The 21,516-nt window shown below is 66.6% G+C and carries 20 protein-coding genes; 13 read left to right on the top strand and 7 right to left on the bottom strand.

What is annotated here, in order from left to right; all coding sequences use genetic code 11:
• The first annotated feature begins 258 nt into the window (after positions 1–258).
• Complete coding sequence (locus tag PSm6_RS03025; protein WP_021221402.1) at positions 259–1,857, top strand: M28 family metallopeptidase; 1,599 nt, start codon at positions 259–261, stop codon at positions 1,855–1,857.
• A 102-nt stretch (positions 1,858–1,959) separates the two neighbouring features.
• A complete protein-coding gene (locus PSm6_RS03020; RefSeq protein ID WP_265169509.1) occupies positions 1,960–2,406 on the top strand; it encodes a LexA family protein in 447 nt (148 codons plus the stop codon).
• Between the two features lie 392 nt (positions 2,407–2,798).
• On the opposite strand, the gene PSm6_RS03010 is transcribed toward PSm6_RS03020, so the two are convergent.
• On the bottom strand, positions 2,799–3,200 hold the full coding sequence (locus tag PSm6_RS03010; protein ID WP_265169506.1) for a hypothetical protein: 402 nt from the start codon (positions 3,198–3,200) through the stop codon (positions 2,799–2,801).
• 51 nt (positions 3,201–3,251) lie between these two features.
• Entirely contained in the window at positions 3,252–3,734 is a 483-nt protein-coding gene (locus PSm6_RS03005) for a GreA/GreB family elongation factor (RefSeq protein WP_021221399.1), read from the bottom strand.
• Positions 3,735–3,857: 123 nt separating this feature from the next.
• On the opposite strand from PSm6_RS03005, the gene PSm6_RS03000 reads away from it, so the two are divergent.
• The 5 genes from PSm6_RS03000 to PSm6_RS02980 all read left to right on the top strand — a co-directional run bounded on the left by PSm6_RS03000 (position 3,858) and on the right by PSm6_RS02980 (position 8,369).
• Entirely contained in the window at positions 3,858–4,229 is a 372-nt protein-coding gene (locus tag PSm6_RS03000) for an antitoxin Xre/MbcA/ParS toxin-binding domain-containing protein (protein ID WP_021221398.1), read from the top strand.
• 36 nt (positions 4,230–4,265) lie between these two features.
• Positions 4,266–5,018 (top strand): RES family NAD+ phosphorylase, encoded by a 753-nt coding sequence (locus PSm6_RS02995; RefSeq protein ID WP_265169504.1) that lies wholly within the window; start codon positions 4,266–4,268, stop codon positions 5,016–5,018.
• 11 nt (positions 5,019–5,029) lie between these two features.
• Entirely contained in the window at positions 5,030–6,085 is a 1,056-nt protein-coding gene (locus PSm6_RS02990; RefSeq protein WP_265169503.1) for an AraC family transcriptional regulator, read from the top strand.
• 348 nt (positions 6,086–6,433) lie between these two features.
• Positions 6,434–6,841: a tetratricopeptide repeat protein gene (locus PSm6_RS02985; RefSeq protein ID WP_265169502.1), complete on the top strand. Its 408-nt coding sequence runs from the start codon at positions 6,434–6,436 to the stop codon at positions 6,839–6,841.
• Between the two features lie 166 nt (positions 6,842–7,007).
• A complete protein-coding gene (locus PSm6_RS02980; RefSeq protein ID WP_265170496.1) occupies positions 7,008–8,369 on the top strand; it encodes a DNA recombination protein RmuC in 1,362 nt (453 codons plus the stop codon).
• A gap of 55 nt (positions 8,370–8,424) precedes the next feature.
• Here the strand turns inward: PSm6_RS02980 and PSm6_RS02975 are convergent, their stop codons facing one another.
• Complete coding sequence (locus tag PSm6_RS02975) at positions 8,425–9,309, bottom strand: metal-dependent hydrolase (protein WP_043243092.1); 885 nt, start codon at positions 9,307–9,309, stop codon at positions 8,425–8,427.
• A complete protein-coding gene (locus tag PSm6_RS02970; protein ID WP_184487759.1) occupies positions 9,306–10,220 on the bottom strand; it encodes an alpha/beta fold hydrolase in 915 nt (304 codons plus the stop codon). The genes PSm6_RS02975 and PSm6_RS02970 overlap by 4 nt, the downstream gene beginning before the upstream one ends.
• 312 nt (positions 10,221–10,532) lie before the next feature.
• On the opposite strand from PSm6_RS02970, the gene PSm6_RS02965 reads away from it, so the two are divergent.
• Entirely contained in the window at positions 10,533–11,345 is an 813-nt protein-coding gene (locus PSm6_RS02965) for a MerR family transcriptional regulator (RefSeq protein WP_265169501.1), read from the top strand.
• An 11-nt stretch (positions 11,346–11,356) separates the two neighbouring features.
• Here the strand turns inward: PSm6_RS02965 and PSm6_RS02960 are convergent, their stop codons facing one another.
• Positions 11,357–12,559: a GGDEF domain-containing protein gene (locus tag PSm6_RS02960; protein WP_265169500.1), complete on the bottom strand. Its 1,203-nt coding sequence runs from the start codon at positions 12,557–12,559 to the stop codon at positions 11,357–11,359.
• A gap of 245 nt (positions 12,560–12,804) precedes the next feature.
• Complete coding sequence (locus PSm6_RS02955) at positions 12,805–16,281, bottom strand: hybrid sensor histidine kinase/response regulator (protein ID WP_184487762.1); 3,477 nt, start codon at positions 16,279–16,281, stop codon at positions 12,805–12,807.
• Positions 16,282–16,532: 251 nt separating this feature from the next.
• On the opposite strand from PSm6_RS02955, the gene PSm6_RS02950 reads away from it, so the two are divergent.
• The 5 genes from PSm6_RS02950 to PSm6_RS02930 all read left to right on the top strand — a co-directional run bounded on the left by PSm6_RS02950 (position 16,533) and on the right by PSm6_RS02930 (position 21,056).
• Positions 16,533–17,102, top strand: a complete 570-nt coding sequence (locus PSm6_RS02950; RefSeq protein WP_265169499.1) for a GNAT family N-acetyltransferase — start codon at positions 16,533–16,535, stop codon at positions 17,100–17,102.
• Between the two features lie 2 nt (positions 17,103–17,104).
• Complete coding sequence (locus PSm6_RS02945; RefSeq protein WP_265169498.1) at positions 17,105–17,950, top strand: AraC family transcriptional regulator; 846 nt, start codon at positions 17,105–17,107, stop codon at positions 17,948–17,950.
• A 36-nt stretch (positions 17,951–17,986) separates the two neighbouring features.
• A complete protein-coding gene (locus PSm6_RS02940; protein ID WP_043243090.1) occupies positions 17,987–18,700 on the top strand; it encodes an AzlC family ABC transporter permease in 714 nt (237 codons plus the stop codon).
• Complete coding sequence (locus tag PSm6_RS02935; RefSeq protein WP_021221385.1) at positions 18,700–19,029, top strand: AzlD domain-containing protein; 330 nt, start codon at positions 18,700–18,702, stop codon at positions 19,027–19,029. Before PSm6_RS02940 ends, PSm6_RS02935 begins: the two co-directional genes overlap by 1 nt.
• 152 nt (positions 19,030–19,181) lie before the next feature.
• Positions 19,182–21,056 carry an MFS transporter gene (locus tag PSm6_RS02930; protein WP_021221384.1) on the top strand — a complete coding sequence of 625 codons (1,875 nt, stop codon included), beginning with the start codon at positions 19,182–19,184 and terminating at the stop codon, positions 21,054–21,056.
• Positions 21,057–21,125: 69 nt separating this feature from the next.
• Here PSm6_RS02930 and sugE read toward each other — a convergent pair whose 3' ends face one another.
• The gene (gene sugE, locus PSm6_RS02925; protein WP_021221383.1) at positions 21,126–21,440 is read right to left on the bottom strand and encodes a quaternary ammonium compound efflux SMR transporter SugE; all 315 of its coding nucleotides are present in this window, start codon (positions 21,438–21,440) and stop codon (positions 21,126–21,128) included.
• Between the last annotated feature and the right edge of the window lie 76 nt (positions 21,441–21,516).

The following is a 21,516-nucleotide window of genomic DNA, read 5'->3' as shown; positions in this document are numbered from 1 at the left end:
CCCTCACCGTTTCGGAAGTGATGGCCACAAGACATTTTATTGATATCAAAATGGGTTGGCTTCTCGACACGTTCGTCGCAGCTTGCGCCTTTTTGTATCGAAAAAGCGACAAAGCGCACGTTTTCCCCGTCACGCGCGAAGAACCCCGGCTACACCCTCCAGTCTAGGTTTTAGGCCGTCCGAAGGATGAAGTACCGGACAGTGGCGCAATGCCATTTCAGGCCTGCCTACAACCACTTCAAAAGGATTGGAGTCAGCATGAAAAATAATTTCAGACGTGTTGTCGGTTCCCTCGCTTTCGCCGTTTCCACCGCTTCCTTCGCCAGCCCCGCCGCAGACGCCGAATTCAAGGAGTTCTGGAGTCCCGGCAAACCCAACCCTTCCATCTGCAACTCGCCCTTGCTGGTCGGCACGCCGCTCGGCCTGCCGCGTTGCCTGCAGGCGAGCAACATCTTCACCCGGCTCCAGGCGCTACAGGACATTGCCAGCCTCAATGGCGGCAACCGCGCCGCTGGGCAGCCTGGCTACCAGGCGTCCATCGACTATGTGAAGAAGACCCTGCAGAAGGCCGGCTACAAGGTGACGGTGCAGCCGTTCCCCTTCACCGCCTACTACCCGAAAGGGCCGGGCACCCTGAACGCAGTCACACCAACCCCTGGCAACTACGTCTGGGATACGGACTTCACTTACCTCTCGCAAACCGAAGCCGGTGACGTGAGCGCCAAGGTGGTGCCCGTGGACGTAGCCCTGGGAGCGGGCAACAACTCCTCCAGCGGCTGCGAGGCGGAAGACTTCGCCAACTTCCCCAGCGGTTCCATTGCGCTGATCCAGCGGGGCACCTGCAACTTCGAGATCAAGGCCGAGAACGCGGCCGCCGCTGGTGCCGCCGGGGTGATCATCTTCAACCAGGGCAACACCGACGATCGCAAGGGCCTGGAGAACGTCACCCTGGGTGATGGCTACGAAGGCGGCATCCCGGTGATCTTCGCCACTTACGACAACGGTGCCGCCTGGGCTGGTACTGAAGGCCTGCAACTGCGCATGGTGGTCGATGTGGTGCGCTCCAAGACCCAGACCTACAACCTGGTGGCCGAGACTCGCTACGGCAACCCGAACAACGTGGTGATGGTCGGTTCGCACCTGGACTCCGTGTTCGAGGGCGCAGGCATCAACGACAACGGTTCCGGTAGCGCCGCGCTGCTGGAGATGGCCGTGCTGCTGCGCAAGGCCTACCCGCTGAACAAGGTGCGTTTCGCCTGGTGGGGCGCCGAGGAATCCGGGCTGGTGGGCTCGACCTATTACGTCAACAACCTCACCCCCGAGGAGAAGAAGAAGATCAAGGCCTACCTGAACTTCGACATGATCGGCTCGCCGAACTACGCGAACTTCATCTATGACGGCGACGGTTCCTCCTTCGGCCTGAAGGGGCCGGCCGGTTCGGCGGCGATCGAGCATCTGTTCGAGGCCTACTTCAAGCTGCGCCGTGCGCAGTTCGAAGGCACCGAGATCGACTTCCGCTCCGACTATGCGCAGTTCTTCGAGGATGGCATCGCCTTCGGTGGCCTGTTCACCGGCGCCGAGGACATCAAGACCGAAGAGCAGGCGCAGAAATATGGCGGAGCCGCCGGCCAGCCGTTCGACCCCTGCTACCACAGTGCCTGTGACAGCACGGCGAACATCGATCTCGATGCACTGGAGATCAATGGTGACGCCATGGCGTTCGCCACCAGCTGGCTGTCGATTTCCACCAAGATCATCGACGACGAAATCGCAGCGGCGAAGAAGGCCCAGGGCGCAACCCTGCGCAAGGCCGCGGTACGCGATATCGAGCGTTGGGGTGATGCCTACATCAAGTAACGCCTGATCTAACTTGCGCCGGGTATCCCGGCGCAAGCTCCCCATTGACGAAGCCCGGGCGCGCAAATACTGTATGCATGAACAGTATATGGAGGCTCCGCCATGGGTAACGTCCGCATCATCGGCCGCTTGGGGCCGTCATTCGCCAAACTCCCGCTTTACACCCTGGCCATCGATGAAAACGCCAAAGGGCCGGTGCGCTTGCGCTTGGAAGGCTGCGTCAGCCTGGACGAGCTCCTGGGCATCGACATTCCGCAAACCTTCACCGTGCGCCTGGAAGACGACAGCATGGATGGCATGGGCCTGGTCGCCGGTGACCTGCTGCTGGCGGATCGCTCCCGCGTAGCCGTCGACGGCAGCCTGGTGGTGGCGGTCATCGAGGGGGATTTCTACATACGCCGATTGCGCCACGAGGACGGGCGCCGCGTGCTGATGGCTGAGAACGCCCGTTACCCCGCGCTGAACCTCTCGCCCGAGCAGGATTGGATGATCCGCGGCGTGGTCACCCACAGCTTCCGTCGACCGGAGCGCTGGCAGCCATTGGCGTGAGGGGGGGAGGCCGTACCTCAGTGATGGGGTACGGTCGCTTGCCGGGGTTTGCGCCCGCTGGTCGGGTGTTCGACCTGCTCACGTGGCGCTCGTGTGGTGGGGTGATGGTGGTGATGGGTGATTCTGAGCATGGCCCAGAGCATCGCAACGGCTACCAGCAGCCAACCCAGGATCAACAACACGATAAAGGCTTCAGGACTCATCGCTAACCGCCTCGGTGCCCGCAGATGGGCACACATCTGGAGTTTAGTCCGGCATCCGTGACGCTTCCCTGACAGGCCCCGCCTTCGGTCGGCTGGCCGGCTCCTTTGGGCGAAATGCGCCGGTGCTTGAAAACTTCGGCAGCAGGGGCGCAATAAAGTGCGGGTCGAACGACGTGCGGCGGGGTTGCCTCAGTTGCAGAAGCGCTCCATGTTCTGCCGGGCTTTCTCATTGGGCGCGTTGCGCTGCTGGGCGGTCCAGAACTGGCACTTGGGGCTGGCCAGGCGTTCCGCCTCTTCGATACGGGCGTTGTCCCGCTGTTGGGCAGCACTCTGGTTCTGCTGGTAGCGCTCGAACATCTGCGCGTTGCTTTGTGGGGCGGGTGCAGGTGTGGGGGCAGGCCCCACCGGCGAACCCAAGGGTGCGGTGGTGCTCTGGCCCACTTGCTCCCAGGCGGCGCTCACCAGGTGGCGATAACCGAACCAGGCGGTGCCGGCAACGGCGACGAAACCGAGCCAGATGCCCAGGGCGATGCACAGCACCAGCTTCACCGGGTTGAGGCTGACGTGAAGCGTGCGGCTGCGAGTGGGCATGGGGACCTCCTGTGTGGCCAATGGACCGATCCAGGCGTGCCAGGTTCGATCTCAATGGGCTGCTATCACCTCATAGCATTGCCGAGTGCCGCCGATCACCAGGGTGATCTCCGCGCCGGCGCCCTTGCCCAGCAAGGCCTGCCCCAGCGGGGAGCGCGGGGTGATCACGGTGACTTCTCCGTCTTCGCCCTGCACTTTCAGCCCGGCAGCCTCCGGGCCGAGGAAGAGTAGCTGGCCGCTGCCGTTCTCGGCCTCCAGGTGCACCAGTGCGCTGAGCTGGATGCCGATGGCCGGGTCGTGTTCACGCAGCACCAGGTTCTGGAACAGCCCGATCGCCTGCTTGATCTCGGCCGCGCGGCGGGCCTGCCCGGTAGCCAGGTAGGAGGCTTCCAGGCCCAGGGTGTCGTACTTGTTCTCGGCGACATTCTCTTCATGGGTCGCCGCCTCATAGGCCGTCTGCGCGGCACGTTGCAGCAGCTCCAGGTCGTGCGTGAGCGTGTCGATGATCAAGTGCTGGATACGGGCTTTGTCCATGGCGAAGGTTCCTGCGGCGAAGGGGGCATTCTACGGCTGCCACTCAGTGAAGAGGAGGGGATTGTATTTTGTGTGTTTGCAGCATATTTGCTTTATATTGATGCAAACGCACGGAGGAATCCCATGAGCGCCCTCAGCCGCCCCACCCTCGATCCCGATGCCGTATTGGCCAAAGCACTGCTCAATACCCGTGAGCAACTGGGGCTGACCCAGCAGCAACTGGCCGACATCGTCGGGGTGCACCGTACCGCCATCACCCGCTGGGCGGACAGCGGCGGCATCCGCCCACAGAGCAAGACCGGCGAGCTGGCGCTGCTGCTGATCCGCGCCTACCGCGCCCTGTTCGCCCTGTTCGGCGGCAACCTCGACGACATGCGCCATTTCCTGCGCACCGAGAACCGCCACCTGGGTGCCGTGCCCCTCGAACTGATGGCCCAGGTGCAGGGGCTGGTAAGGGTGGTGGAGTATCTGGACGCCATCCGCGGCAAGATCTGAACGTCCCCCGATAACAACAACGAAGGAAGGCTGGACATGGATATCTGGACGACCTGCCAAGGCCCGGAACGGATCAGGCCCTTGCGTGGCCGCCTGGTGCGCCTGGTGGAGAGCCAGGAGCAGGTGGCCACCCTGCAACTGGTGGACAACCTCGCCGAGCAGGCGTTGCTGGAGGAACTCATCGAGACCAGCAAGCCGCCACTGCCCCGCAGCGCCGAACCGCTGCACTACCTGCTGAAGACCCCGTTCCGCTACCCGCCGCTGCGCTGGGGATCGCGCTTCGGCACCGTTCACGAGCCCAGCCTGTTCTATGCCGCATCACGCCTGGAAACCGCCATGGCCGAGGGGGCCTTCTACCGCTTCGTGCTGTGGAGCGGCATGGCGGTGCCGCCGCCCAGCGGGCGCATCCTGTCCGAGCATTCGTCCTTCGAGGCGCGCTTCCAGGTCGAGCGCGGTGTACAGCTGCAATTGCCGCCTTTCGATGCCCACGACGAAGCACTCGCCGACCCGGTGGACTACCGCACCAGCCAGGCGCTGGGTGCCGCCATGCGCGCTGCGGGGGTCGAGGCCTTCGAGTACCGCTCCGCGCGTTGTCCGTTGCAGGGCACCAATATCGCCCTGTTCACCCCTGAAGCCTTCACCGAGCGGCGGCCGCGCAATCTCACGCCTTGGTTCTGCGAAACCACGGCCGAATACGTCGCCTTCAAGCATGCCCAGGCACCGGACACACCGCGCCTGTTCCGCATGACCCAGTTCCTCGTCGACGGTCGTTTGCCGCAGCCGGCATGAGCCCTCGCCCGATGAGCGAATCCTGGCCGCAACGGCTGCTGTCCCTGGTCGGTTCCCCCGCCGGCATCGCCGCCAGCTACGTGGAGTCGCTGTTGCCAGCGGCGGCAGAGCGCGGCCTGGATGTCAGCGAGTTGCTGCGGGTTGTGGATATCCCGGCGGAGCAGCTGGCGTTGCCGGGCTATCGCCTGCCGCTGTTCAAGGCGTTCGCTTTGCTGTTGCAGGCCGAGCGCCTGGGGGGCGATCCGCTGATCGGCCTGCGCCTGGGCCTGGCCGTGCGCCCGCGTTCGTTCCAGGTGCTCGGTTATTCGGCCATGAGCTGCGCCACGTTGGGTGAGGCCATCCAGCGCTTGCAGCGTTTCGAGCAACTGGTCTGGGACATCGGCGAAACCCGGTTGGAGGAGGAGGGCGAGCAGGTTGCCCTGACCTGGCGGCCACGCTTGTTGCCCTGGGTGCCCCGCCAGGCGGTGGAAATGGCCCTGGCCGGCTGGCTGGCCTTCGGTCGCTGGCTGAGTGACGGGCGCGCGCAGCCCTTGCGGGTGGAGTTCCGCCATCGCCTCGACACGGCTGCCGACGTCTATGCCGAGGTGCTTGGCTGCCCGGTCCAGGGTGGTTGCACGCGCAATGCGGTAATTTTCCACAGGGCGCTGCTGCAGACGCCGTTGCGAGAGGCCGACCCCCACCTGCGCAGCCTGATGGACGCCCAGGGCGAAGCCTGCCTGGCGGCCTATCGCCTCGACGCCAACCTGGCCAACGAGGTGCGTGCGGCGCTTTGCACCGGCCTGGCGCAGGGGCAGATCGGTCTCGATGACGTGGCCGGGCATCTGGGGCTCACTGCACGCATCCTGCGTCGCCGCCTGGGGGAAGCCGGCCTGGCCTTGCCCGGTCTGCTCGATGAAGTGCGCAAGGATCTGGCGCAGCTTTACCTGCAGCACACCGATTTCGCCTTGCTGGAAATCGCCTACCTGCTGGGCTTCGCCGAACAAAGCTCATTCTCCCGAGCCTTTCGTCGCTGGACGGGCTTGCCGCCGACGGCTTTTCGCCGGGGAAAAGCGGCCGAAGCGCCCTGAAACGGGGCGCTGCAGGGGTTGACAGGAATGAGTTGTGCACAATGGCGAGGCAGCTTGTCATTTCGCAGTCACATTCGCGCGTAACCGCTTGATTCTTCGTGGCGCTCTATTAAAGCAATGAAAAATAAAGGGTTTTCAGGTTGGTGAAAAAATCGTCAATTTGACGGGAGCGCCCGTTTCATCGGGTTTGAAGGGGATTTCTCGCTGTTTTCCCACAGAGTTATCCACAGCTTCTGTGGATTGTCCCGAGCGCTTGCTCTAGAACGCCGCTCCCAGGCTTGGCAAGACTTTACCTGCGGCGAAAAAGGAGTAGAGTGCGCGACCTTCCCGGCCGCCACACCCCTTTACATGAAGTTCAGAGCACTCGTCGAAACCGCCCAGCAGAATCAACGCTTGCCCCTGCGCATGGCCCTCTGGTTGCTCGACAACCCTCGCCTCGGCCAGGCCGCCAGCGTCAAGCGGCTTGCCGGCAAACTGCTCAAGCAACCGGCCCGTCAGGGCGTGGTGGCTGCTCAGAGCCGCCTCGGCCAGATGCTCTGCCGCGACTGTGGCAACACCCGTGATCGCCGTATCGGCTTCGACATGCTGCGCCAGGCCGCGCGTGCCGGTGATCGCCGTGCCCAGCTCGAACTGGGCCGCCTTTATGCACAGCCCCGCACCCAGGAATTGCCGCAGGCCCGCCACTGGCTGGAGCAGGCAGCCGCCCAGGGTTCCCACGAGGCCAAGCGCCTGCTGAGCCGTCTGCCCAGCGCCTGACCGCCGCCTGGGCGCTGGGTATACTGCCCGGCATCCTTCCGCGGAGCCCCCCATGCCCTTCGACCTGCCCAATCTGCTGATCGGCCTCGCGCTCGCCGCTGTTCCCCTGTTGGGCCTGGCCTGGCATCAGCAACGCCGCATTGCCGCCGGCGAACTCGAACGGCTGTTGCTCGACGAGCGCCTCGCCACCGCGCAGATGGCCCAGGACGGGCTCGGTGCCCAGCTCGACGACAGCCGCGTGGAAATCCGCGAACTCACCCAGAACAACGCCGCCCAACAGGCCGAACTGGCTGCGTTGCGCCGCGAGGCCGAGCTGCTCGGCGTCGAGCGCAAGGCCGCTCGCGAAGCCCAGGCGGCCTGGAGCGAGGAGCGCGAGCGCAAGGAGGGCGAGCTGCGTCGCCTGGATAGCGAGCGTGCCGCCCTGGTCGCGGAGCTGCGCGAACAGCAGGATTCCCACGCCCAGCGCCTGGCCGATCTGCAGGCCGCTCGCGATGATTTGCGCGCCCAGTTCGCCGAGCTGGCCGGAAAGATCTTCGATGAGCGCGAGCAGCGTTTCGCCGAGACCAGCCAGCAGCGCCTGGGGCAGCTGCTCGACCCGTTGAAGGAGCGCATCCAGGCCTTCGAGAAGCGTGTCGAGGAGAGTTATCAACAGGAGGCGCGCGAACGCTTCTCCCTGGGCAAGGAGCTGGAGCGCCTGCAGCAGCTCAACCAGCGCCTGGGGGATGAGGCCACCAACCTCACCCGCGCGCTCAAGGGCCAGAAGACTCAGGGCAATTGGGGCGAGCTGGTGCTGGAACGGGTGCTGGAGCATGCCGGCCTGGAGAAGGGCCGCGAGTACCAGACCCAGGTCAGCCTGAACAGCGCCGATGGCCAGCGCTTCCAGCCCGACGTGCTGATCCAGTTGCCGGGCGACAAGCAGGTGGTTGTGGACGCCAAGGTCAGCCTTACCGCCTACCAGGCGCTGATTGCCGCTGAAGACGAGGCCGTCCGTGCCCAGGCGTTGAAGCAGCACGTGCTGTCCTTGCGTAATCACCTCAAGGGTCTGTCGGTGAAGGATTACCAGCGCCTGGAGGGCCTGCACAGCCTGGACTTCGTGCTGCTCTTCGTGCCCATCGAGGCCGCGTTCGCTGCCGCCTTGCAGGCCGATCCGGGGTTGTTCCAGGAGGCTTACGACCAGCACATCGTCATCGTCAGCCCGACCACCCTGCTGGCCACCCTGCGGGTCATCGACAGCCTGTGGCGCCAGGAGCGGCAGAGCCAGAACGCCCGGGAGATCGCCGAGCGCGCCGGGGCCCTTTACGACAAGTTCGTCGCCTTCGTGCGGGACCTGGACGAGATGGGCAGCCGCCTGCAGCAGCTGGACAAGGCCTACGCCGCCGCCCGCAACAAGCTGGTGGACGGGCGCGGCAACCTCGTCAGCCGGGTCGAGAACATCAAGCTGCTAGGGGCCCGCGCCAGCAAGAGCCTACCCACCGACCTGCTCGAGCGCGCGGCAGGGCTGCCGCTGCTGGATGAGCTGGAGGAGTGATGCCTTCGTTCTGGGCCCAGCTGGTGGGCCTCATTCCTCGGTGCCGGCCGGCGGGTCAGGCGCCCGCTTCCGCCGCGGCACGCTGCGCTGCCGGCGAGCGCTCCAGGTAACTCAGCGCCACTGACAGATCGCCTTCGGTACGCGGGTGGAAACCCGGCTCGTAATAGCGCAGCACCGCGCGGCCTATGCTGGCGGGCGTGGGCAGCGTGTCGCGGGCGCCCAGGCGACGCCAGTGGCGGAGGAAGCCGGCACGCTTGCGCGTGGCCGGGTCCTGGCGCATCAGGCTGGCGGAGCCGACGCTGAACAGGGTGATCAGCGCGATGCACGCCACCACCATGTAGAACCCCCGCGCCAGCAGGCTGCCGCCCAGGTGCACATGCAGGTCATGGGCGACGCAGCGGTGCTCCACTTCCTCGGCACCGTGCCAGCGCAGCAGGTCGAGCATCACCGGGTCGGCCTGGTCGAGGCTGCGGGTGGTGATGATCCAGTTGCCCAGCACGCAGGTGAAATGTTCAACGGCGGCGATCAGGCCGACGCGCTGGCGCAGCCACCAGGGTTGCAGCCAGCGGCTCAGGCGGTGTTCGCCCAGCGGGTGGTCGCAGAGCACCTTGTCGAACAGGCGGTAGATGCCGGCGGTGACCGGCGCTGGGTCCAGCCCGTGGCGTTCCAGGTAGGGTTTCAATGCGCTGTCGTGGGCGCGGGCGTGTTGCGCCTCCTGACGCACGAAGCCGCGCACGTCCTCGGCCAGCAGCGGGTCGGTCACCTGGGGCAGGGCCTTGTTGTAGACCCGGCAGAACCAGAACTCCCCGGCCGGCAGGATCAGGTGCAGGCTGTTCATGATGTGCGAAGCCTCGGGTTCGCCCGGTACCCAGTGCAGCGGCGTGTCGGCGAAGTCGAAGCGCACCTTGCGCTGTTCGAGGCGGTGGTGCTCGGTGCTCATGAGGCTCTCCTGGCCGGTTCCTCGCGGTCGACGAATTCACGCAGCCAACCGGCCAGCCGCTGCGGCTCGGCCAGCAGTTGCCAGTGGCCGGCGCGCACTTCACGGCGCCACAGGGTCGGCGCCCAACGGGTCAGCTCATCGAACAGCTGCGGACGCACGAAGCGGTCGCGGGTGGGGATGACCAGGTGCACGGGCAGGTCGGTGTGACGTTCACGGGGGCGGAACAGGCTGCTGATGAAATTGGCGCGGTAGAGCCTCACCCCACGCTGGCCGTCGGTGAGCTGGGTGCTGCTGACGTGTGGCTTGGCGATGCCTTCGACGCGGCGCAGCAGGCCTGGCCAGGCGCGGGCAAGTCCCAGTTTCCAGGTGAGCTCCGGCAGCAGCGGGGTGTGGAAAAAGGCGATGTACCAGGAGCTGAGCAGTTGCCCGATCATCTGCAGGTAGGCGCCGACGCGCTTTTCCCGCAGGCGGCTGCGCATCCAGTGGCCGACGTGGTCCAGGCAGGGGCCGGAGATGCTGGTGTAGGAGGCCAGCAGGGGCTGGATACGCGGTTCAGTCACCGCTTCCCAGCTCTGGATCGAGCCCCAGTCGTGGGCCACCAGGTGCACGCGGCGATCCGGGCTGAGGGCACGCAGCACCGCTTCCAGGTCATTGGCCAGGCGCGGCAGGCGGTAGTCGCGGATGCGCGGCGGCACCTCCGATGCGCCGGCGCCACGCACGTCGTAGGCGATGATGCGGTAGTCCGCCGCCAGTTCGCGCACCAGCGGCAGCCACACCTCGTGGCTGTCCGGGTAGCCGTGCACCAGCAGCAGGGTCGGCCCCTTGGCATTGCCCCACTGGTAGGTGGCCAGGCGCACGCCGTCGCCTTGCACCGTCACGCGCTGGGGTTCGAGGGTGAGGGGCGCGTTCATCGGCTCGCCTCCCGGTGCGGGCAAAGGGGGGCGGGGTGCGTGGCGGGCATGGCGGATCTCCTGCGGGCCTGAATCGTTACATCATTCGATGTCATCGATTGTCGGCCAGGGATGCGGTGCTGGCCAGATGCTGGGGCACTTTCGCCGGTGCGCCTGTTACCGCGTTACCGCTGCCCGCAAAGTACCGTGGCAGGGGGCTTGCGTGGCGTTATCCGGGTTTTGGCGGGCCCTCTGTGCCGGCAGGTCCAGCCATAGGTTGGGCCTCTGGCGGCGCTGTTGTTGGCCGTTGTGGCACGGAGATATGATCCGCCCATGAAGAATTCCCCCAGTTTCCTGCAGCGCTTGCTCGCCCAGGCGCCGCACATCCCCGAGCCCGTTCCCGGTGAGGAATACACGGTCGACGAGCTGGCCCGCGAGGCCGGTACCACCGTGCGCAACCTGCGTGCCTACCAGGATCGCGGGCTCTTGCCGCCGCCCGAGCGCCGGGGTCGTGTGGGTATCTACAGCGGCGAGCACCTGGCGCGCCTGCGCCTGATCGGTCAGTTGCTGGAGCGTGGCTACAGCATTGCCAGCATCCGCGAGCTGTTCGAGGCCTGGGACCAGGGCCGCGACCTGGCCCATGTGCTCGGCCTGGAGCAGGCCATAGTCGGCGACTGGACCCAGCTGGAGCCCACGCCCCTGGGCTTCGACGAGGTGCAGGCGCTGTTCGGCGACGAGCTCACCGACGAGGCCATGGACATCGCCCAGGAACTGGGGCTGATCGAGTTCGCCGGGGACCATCTGCGCGTGCTCAACCCGCGCATCTTCAATGCCGGGGTGCAGTTGCATCGTTCAGGGGTTCCGTTGCTGGTGCTGCTGGAGCAGTTCGCCACGATCCGCCAGCAGGTGGAGCCGGTGGCGGAGGGCATCGTGCGGATGATCGTCGATCACCTGGTCAACCCGCTGCTCAGCACCAGCCTGCCCCATGTCGCCGAACTGGAAGGCCTCAACCGTCAGTTGCTGGCGCTGCGCCCGCTGGTGGAGCAGGTGGTGGACAGCGAGCTGGCGCGCGGGCTGCAACTCTCAGCCAACCAGGAGCTGGGTGGCCGTGTGGGCGAGCTGCTCAGGGGCTTTCTCAAGGGCTGAAGCCCGCGCCTTCAGTGCGCGGGAGCGAGGAGGGTGGACTGCCCGCGAAAGGCTTCCACCCGGTTGCGCCCGGCGTGCTTGGCCGCATAGAGGGCCACGTCGGCGTTACCCACCAGGGCCTCTTCGCTGATCGCCGTGCCCTGCTCGGTGGAGGCCACGCCAATGCTCACGGTGAGGTGGCCGCGCTCGGCACCGGCATGGGGCTGGTCCAGGTCCTCCACGGCCGCGCGGATGCGTTCGGCGATGGCGCGGGCGGTTTCCAGGTCGGCCCCGGGCATGACCACGGTGAACTCCTCGCCGCCGAAGCGCGCGACGAAATCGCAGTGCTCGCGGATGCTCGCGCGCATCGCCTCGGCCACCTGGCGGATGCAGATGTCGCCAGCGAGGTGGCCGTAGCTGTCGTTGTAGAGCTTGAAGTGATCGATATCCAGCATCAGCACGCCCAGGTGCTCGTGATTGCGCGCGCAGCGGTGCCATTCACGCTTCAGGGTTTCGTCGAGGTGGCGCTTGTTGGCGATGCGGGTGAGGTCATCGGTGCGGCTGAGGATGGCCAGTTCCTGGTTGGCCAGGGCGTACTTGTGCGCCAGCACCTGGTGTTCCCAGGCCAGCTTCAGGGCTTCGTTGAAGCGGATCTGCAGGCGCCGGCCCATCTCGGCGATGAAGGGGCAGACCACCCAGGCGGAGACGGCGAGGAACATCGCCTGGGGCTCCGGGTCACGGCCGTAGGCGATGCCGAGGAAGAAGAACATGGGCACATGGAAGGCCAGGTGCGCCGGCCAGTAGGAGACGTTGCTCATGGCGACCATCACCGAGGCCAGGGCGATGCAGCCGAAGATCACGTCCTCGTAGGGCGTGCCATAGCCCATCAGCCAGATGGCGCCGACACCCCAGGCCACGCCCACGGCGCCGCACTGGCACATGGTCATGCGCGCCCAGGTCAGCGGCGGGAAGCGTTGCGGATCACGCCGCCAGGCGCGCACCAGGGACAGGCGCACCACCATCAGCACCACCAGGATGGCCAGCCAGATGCACAGCCCGCGCAGTGGCGCGCTTGCGTGGTAGACCCCGAACACCATGGAGCCGGAGAAGACGTTGCCGACTGCCGTCGAAGGGCTGGTGGAGAAGAGCGTGGCGACCCGTTCGGCGAGGTAGTCCTCGGCCGGGCGCTCGGGAAGGTGGGTCGGCACCGGGCCCGACCCACTGGAAAGATTCATTGCGAAGACTCCTGTCTCTACGGCGTGGCGGCAGGTGCGCCAGGCACTCCTTATACCGGGCCGCGTCGCCGAGGTGAACAGCGGCCTCTCGGCGGCTGCGCGGATGGCAGAAGTCTAGACGCTGGACGGTGACGGATACGCCATCGACAGGGGCGGGGAGCCAGGCCGGGGAATCCGGCCCGTGAGGCCTGCCGGGTTGCTCCCGAGCTGCGACGAAGAATTACCGGGTGCGCAGCGCGAGCCGCTCAGCGCAACACCAGGTGTCGGCTGAGCAGGGCACGCAGGGCGGCGGGCTTGACCGGCTTGGCCAGGTAGTCGAGGCCGGCGGCGTGGACTTCGGCGATCAGTTCGGCGCGGGCGTCGGCACTGATCACCACGCCCGGTACCGGTGCGCCGAGGCGGGTACGCAGCCAGGCCATCAGCTCGGTGCCGGTCTCGCCTTCATCCAGGTGGTAGTCCACCAGTGCCAGTTGCGGGCGCACGTCCTCGGCCAGCAGGTGTTCGCACTCCAGGCGGTTGCGCGCCGTCCACACCTGGCAGCCCCAGCGCGAGAGCAGGCTGTGCATGCCGGTGAGGATGCTGTCTTCGTTGTCGATGCACAGCACCTGGGTGCCATCCAGGGCGTGGCCGTTGGCTTCCTTCTGCGGCACGACGGGGGCCGGTGCCGGGGTGCGCGCCAGGGGCACGCTGACGCTGAAGACGCTGCCCTTGCCCGGCCACGAGCGGACTTCCAGGTGGTGGCCGAGCACGCGGCAGAGCCCGTCGGCGATGGCCAGGCCCAAGCCCAGGCCTTTCTCGGCGCGGGTCTGGTGGCTGTCCAGGCGCTTGAACTCTTCGAATATCACCTTGCGCTTATCTTCGGGGATGCCCGGGCCGCGGTCCCAGACTTCCAGGCGCAGCAGGCCGCCTTCGCGGCGCACGCCCAGCAGCACATGGCCCTTGGCATAGCGGAAGGCGTTGGTAAGGAAGTTCTGCAGCACCCGGCGCAGCAGCTTCATGTCGCTCTCGATGCGCAGCTTGCTGCCGCTGACGCGGAAGTCCACGCCCTGCTCCTGGGCCAGGGCCTTGAACTCGGCGCCGAGGGCGTCGTACAGCGCGGCCAGGGGGAAGGCGGCGCGGTCGGGGGTGATGCGCCCGCTTTCCAGGCGCGAGATGTCCAGCAGGTCGGTGATCAGGTCTTCCGCCGAGCGCAGCGAGCTGTCGAGGTGGCCCACCAGCTCGCGGGATTCCGGCGGCAGCGCGTCCTGCTGGTGGGCGAGGGCGGCGGAGAACAGCCGCGCGGCGTTAAGCGGCTGCATCAGGTCATGGCTGACGGCGGCAAGGAAACGGGTCTTCGATTGGTTGGCCGCTTCGGCGGTGCCCTTGGCCTCGATCAGCGCCTGGTTGAGCTGGGACAGTTCGAGGGTGCGTTCGGTGACCCGTTGCTCCAGCCCCTCGTTGGCGTCCTTGAGGGCCTTTTCCCCTTCGCGGAATGCGGTGATGTCGGTGAAGCTCATGACGAAGCCACCGCCCGGCATCGGGTTGCCGATCAGCTCGATGACCCGGCCATTGGGGAACAGGCGCTCGGAGGTATGGGCGTTGCCCTGGCGCATCCAGAACAGCCGGCGCGAGACGTGGGCCTCGGCGTCGCCCGGCCCGCACAGGCCGCGCTCGGCGTTGTAGCGGATGATGTCGGCGATGGGCCGGCCGACGCTGATCAGCCCGTCGGGGTAGTCGAAGAGTTCCAGGTAGCGGCGGTTCCAGGCCACCAGGCGCAGGGACTGGTCGACCACGCTGATGCCCTGGGTGATGTTCTCGATGGCCCCTTGCAGCAGGGCGCGGTTGAACTGCAGCACCTCGGAGGCTTCGTCGACGATGCGCACGACGTCCTCCACCTGCATCTCGCGGCCCTCGATGGCGGCCTTCACCACCGCGCGGGCGGACGAGGCGCCGAGCACGCCGGCGAGCAGGCGCTCGGTGTGGGTGATCCAGTCCTGGTTGGCGTTCTGCACCGGGTTGAAGCTGGTGCCCTGGCGGTAGGCGAAGCGCACGAAGCTCTGCCGCGCACGTTCCTCGCCGACGAAGCGTGCCGCCAGCATCAGCAGGTCTTCCACCTGCACCGCCAGCAGCGAACGGTTGCTCGGCCGCGCCGAGACGATCTGGCCGATGAAGCGGCTGGCCTGCCAGTGTTCGGACACCCGGGTGCGGGAGAACACCGAGACCCAGGCGAACAGCAGCCAGTTGCCGGCCAGGGACAGCACCACGCCCTGGGTTTGCGGGTCGATGGGCAGGTTCAGCGGGTTGGCCATCAGCCCGGCGAGACCGGGGAAGGCCTCCAGCGGCCAGCCGAGCCCCCGGGCCACCTGTGGCAGCACCAGGGTGTAGGCCCAGAGCAGGGCGCCGGTGGCCAGCCCGGCGAACACGCCGCGCCGGTTGGCCTGCTTCCAGTAGAGGGCACCGGCCATGGCCGGGCCGAGCTGGGCGATGGCGGCGAAGGCGATCTGGCCGATGGTGGCCAGGCTCGCGGTGGAGCCCAGCAGGCGGTAGCTGACGTAGCCGAGGAGGATGATTACCACGATGCTGACGCGGCGCACCGAGAGCATCCAGTGACGGAACACCTCGAAGGGGCGCTCGGCGCTCTGCCGGCGCAGCAGCCAGGGCAGCAGCATGTCGTTGGAGACCATGGTCGAGAGCGCCACGGCTTCGACGATGACCATGCCGGTGGCGGCCGAGGCGCCGCCGATGAAGGCCAGCAGGGCGAGGGACGGATGGGCCTCGGCCAGGGGCAGGCTGATGACGAAGGAGTCGGGCATCACGCCGGCGGGCAGCAGCATCTTGCCGGCCAGGGCGATGGGCACCACGAACAGCGCCGCCAGCCCCAGGTAGAGCGGGAACACCCAGCGCGCGGTGCGCAGGTCACGGGGCTCGATGTTTTCCACCACCGCGACATGGAACTGCCGGGGCAGGCAGACGAACGCCACCATCGCCACGCCGGTCTGCACGATCAGGGTCGGCCAGTCCACCGGCTGCAGCCAGAAGCTCTCCAGGTGGGTGGCCTGCATGGCGCGCAGGGTCAGGTCGTCGAAGCCATCGAACAGGCTGAAGCTGACGAAGATGCCGACGGCGAGGAAGGCCAGCAGCTTGATCAGCGACTCGAACGAGATGGCCAGCACCATGCCGCGGTGGTGCTCGGTGGCGTCGAGGTTGCGGGTGCCGAAAAGGATGGTGAACAGCGCCAGCACCAGGGACACGATCAGCGCGGTGTCCTGGGCGCGGGTGCCGGTGGATTCGGCGCCGGAGCCGATCAGCAGGTTGACGCCGAGGACGATGCCCTTGAGCTGCAGGGCGATGTAGGGCAGCACGCTGACCAGGCAGATCAGCGCCACCACCACCGCCAGGGCCTGGGACTTGCCATAGCGGGCGGCGATGAAGTCGGCGATGGAGGTGATGTTCTCCTGCTTGCTGATCAGCACCATCTTCTGCAGCACCCAGGGGGCGAAGACCATCAGCAGGATGGGGCCGAGGTAGATCGGCAAAAAGGCCCAGAGCTGGCCGGCGGCCTGGCCCACGGCGCCGAAGAAGGTCCAGCTGGTGCAGTACACCGCCAGCGACAGGCTGTAGACCAGGGCGCGGCCCTTCGGCGGCATGGGCGCGCGACGGCGGTCGCCATAGAAGGCGATGGCGAACAGCACGGCCATATAGAGAAGGGCGACCGCGGCGATCAGCCCGCTGGACAACGACATGCAGACTCCGAAGTGAAAGCGGCGGACGGATGCGCCCACCTGTGTCTCGATGCGGCAGTTTCGCACCAAAGCCGGTTGTCCGTCAGGCAGCTGCGACCAAGGTCGCAGGCGGGGTTGAGCGCTGCTGGCGGGGCTGCTAGCGTGGCAACCTTGCCGGCGGACTTCCAATCGTCCAGGCCGGCGCCCTGCAGGGCACTTCCGGGTGCCCGGACGCTCTGATCAGCAGGGGTCTTTCGCCTGAGGAGGCGCAGATGTTCAATCCGCAACCGGTCATCCTGCAGCGTGGCGCCTTGCGCCTGGAACCGCTGACTGAGGCCGACATCACCGAGCTCTCGGCCCTCGCTGAAGCCAACCGCGACGAGCTGGTCTACATGAGCGGCCCGCTGCGCCCGGACTGGTACCGCCAGGGCCTGGCCCAGCAGCGCGAAGGCCTGGCCGTGGTGTTCGCCATCCGCCTGGGCGACCGCCTGGTGGGCACCAGCCGTTTCGCGGATTTCATGCCTGCCCTGCCGGCGGTGGAGATCGGCTGGACCTGGCTGGCCCGCAGCGAGCATGCCAGTGGCCTCAATGCTTCGATCAAATACCTGATGCTGCGCCACGCCTTCGAGGAGTGGCAGGTGGTGCGTGTGCAACTGAAGACCGCGGGCAGCAACCTGCGCTCGCAGAAGGCCATCGAGAAGCTCGGTGCACAGCGCGAAGGGGTGCTGCGCAACAACCGCCGCCTGGCCGATGGGCGCCTCGACGACAGCGTGCTCTACAGCATCACCGACCGTGAATGGCCGGCGGTGAAGAAGGCCCTGGAAGCTTCCTTCGGCAACTGAACATGAGTGGCATCGGCGGCGAACAGACGCATTTCTGGCAGGCCAGCGAGCTCGGCGGTGTCGAGTTGCTGCATGCGCGCTACATCGAGCAGCGCTTCGCGCCCCATGTGCACGAGGGCTATGTCTTCACCGTGATCGAGTCCGGCGCCCAGCGTTTCCGTCATCGTGGCAGCGACCACCTGGCGGAGCAGGGCAGCATGGTGCTGATCAACCCCGACGAACTCCACACCGGCTCCAAGGCCCACGAGGAAGGCTGGCGCTATCGCGGTTTCTACCCCGACCTGCAGCGGGTGACCGAGGTGCTGGAGGAGCTGGATATCTCCACGGGCGGCCTGCCCACCTTTGCTGACAGCGTGCTGCACGACCCCGAGGTGACCAACCGCTTCCTCGCCCTGCACCGTTTGCTGGAGCAGGGCGCCACGGCGCTGGAGCAGCAGATGGCCTGGCGCGAAGCGGTGCTGCTGCTGTTTCAACGCTACGCACGCATCGGCACGCCCCGTGCCGCCGGGCATGAGCCCCAGGCGGTGACCCTTGCCCGCGAGCTGTTGGCTTCGCGCCTGGCCGAACCGCCGTCCCTGGAGGAACTGGCCGCAGCGGTGGGGCTCTCGCCCTTCCACTTCGCCCGGGTGTTCCGCCGGGCCACCGGGTTGCCGCCACATTCCTGGCTCAAGCAGCGTCGCCTGGAGCAGGCGCGGGCATTGCTGCGCGAGGGCTGCGCGCCGCTGTCGGTGGCCATGCAATTGGGCTTCGCCGACCAGAGCCATTTGAGCCGGCAGTTCAAGCAGGCCTATGGCGTGGCGCCGGGCGAATACCGCAGCGCCTGCGCAAGATCGTTCAAGACTCACTGAAACGCCTCTTCTAAGCTGCGCGGACAAGGAGAACCCATGTCCCGCTCAACCGAATTCCTCCGCGCCTGGCGCGATATGGTGCCGATGCTCATCGGCGCCGTGCCTTTCGGCATCATCTTCGGCACCCTCGCCGCCGGGGCCGGGCTCAGTGCCTGGCAGACCCTCGGCATGTCGTTGCTGGTGTTCGCCGGCTCCGCCCAGTTCATCGCCATCACCCTGCTCGGTGGTGGCGCGGGCATCGCGGTGGTGCTGCTCACCACGCTGGTGGTCAACCTGCGCCACGCCCTGTACAGCGCCAGCCTGCAGCCCTTCGTCAGCCACCTGCCCAAGCGCTGGCGCATGCCCCTGGCCTTCTGGCTCACCGATGAGGCCTTCGCCGTGGTGCAGCACCGCTACGCGGAGACGGACGCCTCGCCGCACAAGCACTGGTATTTCCTCGGCGCGGCGCTGGCCATGTACCTCAACTGGCAGCTGTGCACCCTGGTCGGCGTGGTCTTCGGCCAGGCCGTGCCCAATCTCGCCGCCTGGGGGCTGGACTTCGCCATGCTGGCGACCTTCATCGGGATCGTCGTGCCCATGCTGCGCAACCGCCCGCAGGTGGCGGCGGCGCTGGTGGCCGGTGCAGTGGCGCTGCTGTGCCACGGGTTGCCCTACAAGCTGGGGCTGATGGCGGCGGCCCTGAGCGGCATCGTCGTCGGCATCGTGCTGGAGCGCCGCTATCGGCTCGGCCAACTGGAGGAGGTGCTCTGATGGAAACCTGGCTGCTGATCCTCGGCATGACCGCGATCACCTTCTCGATCCGCTACAGCCTGTTCGCCTGGCCCGACCTGCGCTTCCCGCCCGTGGTGCGCCAGGGCCTGCACTACGTGCCCACGGCCGTACTCACCGCCATCGTGGTGCCGGGCATGGTGATGCCCGATGGCGTCCACGCCGCGCTGGCACTGGATAATGCCTACCTGCTGGGAGGGCTGGGCTGCATCCTCATCGCCGCGGTCACCCGCCACCTGCTGGCGACCATCCTCGGCGGCCTGCTGCTGTTCTTCGCCCTGCGCTGGGGGCTGGGGCAGTTGCCCATCTGAGGGAAGAGGGCGCCGTGAAAGGCGCCCTTTTTATGTGGGGATTCGGCATTTTTCGTCTCAAGGTGTGGCCTGGAGCTGGCCAGTTGCTGTCAAATCAGCGACGTGCTTCGTGCACCGGCTTTACCCCAGCCATTACCCAGGTACCAAGGAAGATGAGCCAACATTCGCAATTCGCCCTGCTGGGCAAGCGACGTTTCCTGCCGTTCTTCGTGACCCAGCTGCTCGGCGCCTTCAACGACAACATCTTCAAGCAGTCGCTGATCCTCGCCATCCTCTACAAGCTGGCGATCTCTGGTGACAAGACGGTCTACGTCAACCTGTGCGCCCTGCTGTTCATCCTGCCGTTCTTCCTCTTCTCCGCCCTCGGCGGGCAGTTCGGCGAGAAGTTCGCCAAGGACTCGCTGATCCGTGCGATCAAGGCAGCCGAGGTGGGGATCATGGCGGTGGGCGCCCTGGGCTTTTACCTCGACAACCTCTGGTTGCTGCTGGCGGCGCTGTTCGCCATGGGCACCCATTCGGCGCTGTTCGGCCCGGTGAAGTACTCGATCCTGCCCCAGGCATTGCGTGAGAACGAGCTGGTGGGCGGCAACGCCCTGGTGGAGATGGGCACCTTCCTGGCCATCCTCGCCGGCACCATCGGCGCCGGGATCATGATGTCCGCCGAGCGCTACGAGCCCATAGTCGCCGCCGCCATCCTGATCACCGCTTCCCTCGGCTACCTGGCCAGCCGCGGCATCCCCCGCGCTGCGGCGGCGATGCCGGAGCTGAAGCTCGACTGGAACATCTTCAGCCAGTCCTGGCGCATCCTGCAGCTGGGCCTCGGCCAGCGTCCTTCGGTGTCGCGCTCGCTGGTGGGCAACTCCTGGTTCTGGTTCCTCGGTGCGGTGTACCTGACGCAGATTCCCGCCTACTCGAAGGACCTGCTGTTCGGTGACGAGAGCGTGGTGACCCTGATCCTCACCGTGTTCTCGGTGGGCATCGCCATGGGTTCGATGCTCTGCGAGCGCCTCTCCGGCGGCAAGGTGGAAGTGGGCCTGGTGCCCTTCGGCTCCATCGGCCTGACCGTCTTCGGCATCCTGCTCTGGTGGCACTCGGGCGGCTTCCCCCAAGGCACTGCGCCCCATGACTGGCTGGCGGTGATCAGCGTGCCCCAGGCCTGGCTGATCCTTGCCGACATCTTCGGCATCGGCCTGTTCGGCGGCTTCTACATCGTGCCGCTGTATGCGCTGATCCAGTCGCGCACCGCGGAGAACGAGCGGGCTCGGGTGATCGCCGCCAACAACATCCTCAACGCACTGTTCATGGTGGTTTCGGCCATCGCCTCGATCCTGTTTCTCAGCGTCGCCGGGCTGTCGATTCCGCAGCTGTTCCTGGTGGTGTCGCTGATGAACATCGCGGTGAACAGCTACATCTTCAAGATCGTCCCCGAATTCAGCATGCGCTTCCTCATCTGGCTGCTGGGCCACTCGATGTACCGCGTCGAGCACAAGGGCCTGGAGGCGATTCCGGACGAGGGCGCCGCGCTGCTGGTGTGCAACCACGTGTCCTTCGTCGATGCCCTGCTGATTGGCGGTGCGGTACGGCGGCCGGTGCGTTTCGTCATGTACTACAAGATCTACAACCTGCCGGTGCTCAACTTCATCTTCCGCACGGCGGGCACGGTGCCCATCGCCGGGCGCAACGAGGACCTGCTGGTCTATGACCGCGCCTTCAAGAAGATCTCCGAGTACCTGCGTGCAGGGGAGGTGGTGTGCATCTTCCCGGAAGGCAAGCTGACCACCGACGGCGAGATGAACGAGTTCAAGAACGGCGTCGAGCGCATCCTCGAGGAGAACCCGGTGCAGGTCATTCCGATGGCGCTGCAGGGGCTGTGGGGCAGCTTCTTCAGCCGCGACCCGGGAAAGGGCCTGTTCAAGCGCTTCTGGTCGCGGATCAACCTGGTGGCCGGGCAGCCGCTGGCGCCGGAAGGTGTCGACCGCCTGAGCCTTCAGGCTTCGGTGGCGGCCTTGCGCGGTGACCAGCGCTAGGTGCTGCAGGCATGAAAAAGCCCGCCATATCGGCGGGCTTTTTTGTGGGCGGCGGGTTCGTCAGGGCACTCAGGTGCTCAGCTTCAGCCCGATCAGCCCGCAGAGGATCAGCGCCACGCTGGCCAGGCGCATCAGCGCCACGGATTCGCCGAAGAGGATGACGCCGGCGATCACCGTGCCGATGGCGCCGATGCCGGTCCAGATCGCGTAGGCGGTACCCAGCGGCAGGTGCTTCATGGCCAGGCCCAGCAGGCCGAGGCTGATGGCCATGGCCAATACGGTGAGCGCGGTGGGGATGGGGCGGGTGAAGCCCTCGGTGTATTTCAGGCCGACGGCCCAACCGACTTCGAACAGGCCGGCGAAGAACAGGATGATCCAGGACATGGTGACCTCCAAAGGTACGACTGATTGGATCGGGGCCGTCCCCGGAATGGTCACTCGGCGAGTGGCAGGGCCGTCC

Origin of the sequence: Pseudomonas solani (assembly GCF_026072635.1) — a bacterium.
GTDB lineage: Bacteria > Pseudomonadota > Gammaproteobacteria > Pseudomonadales > Pseudomonadaceae > Metapseudomonas > Metapseudomonas solani.
This window is presented reverse-complemented; position numbering and strand designations above follow the sequence as displayed.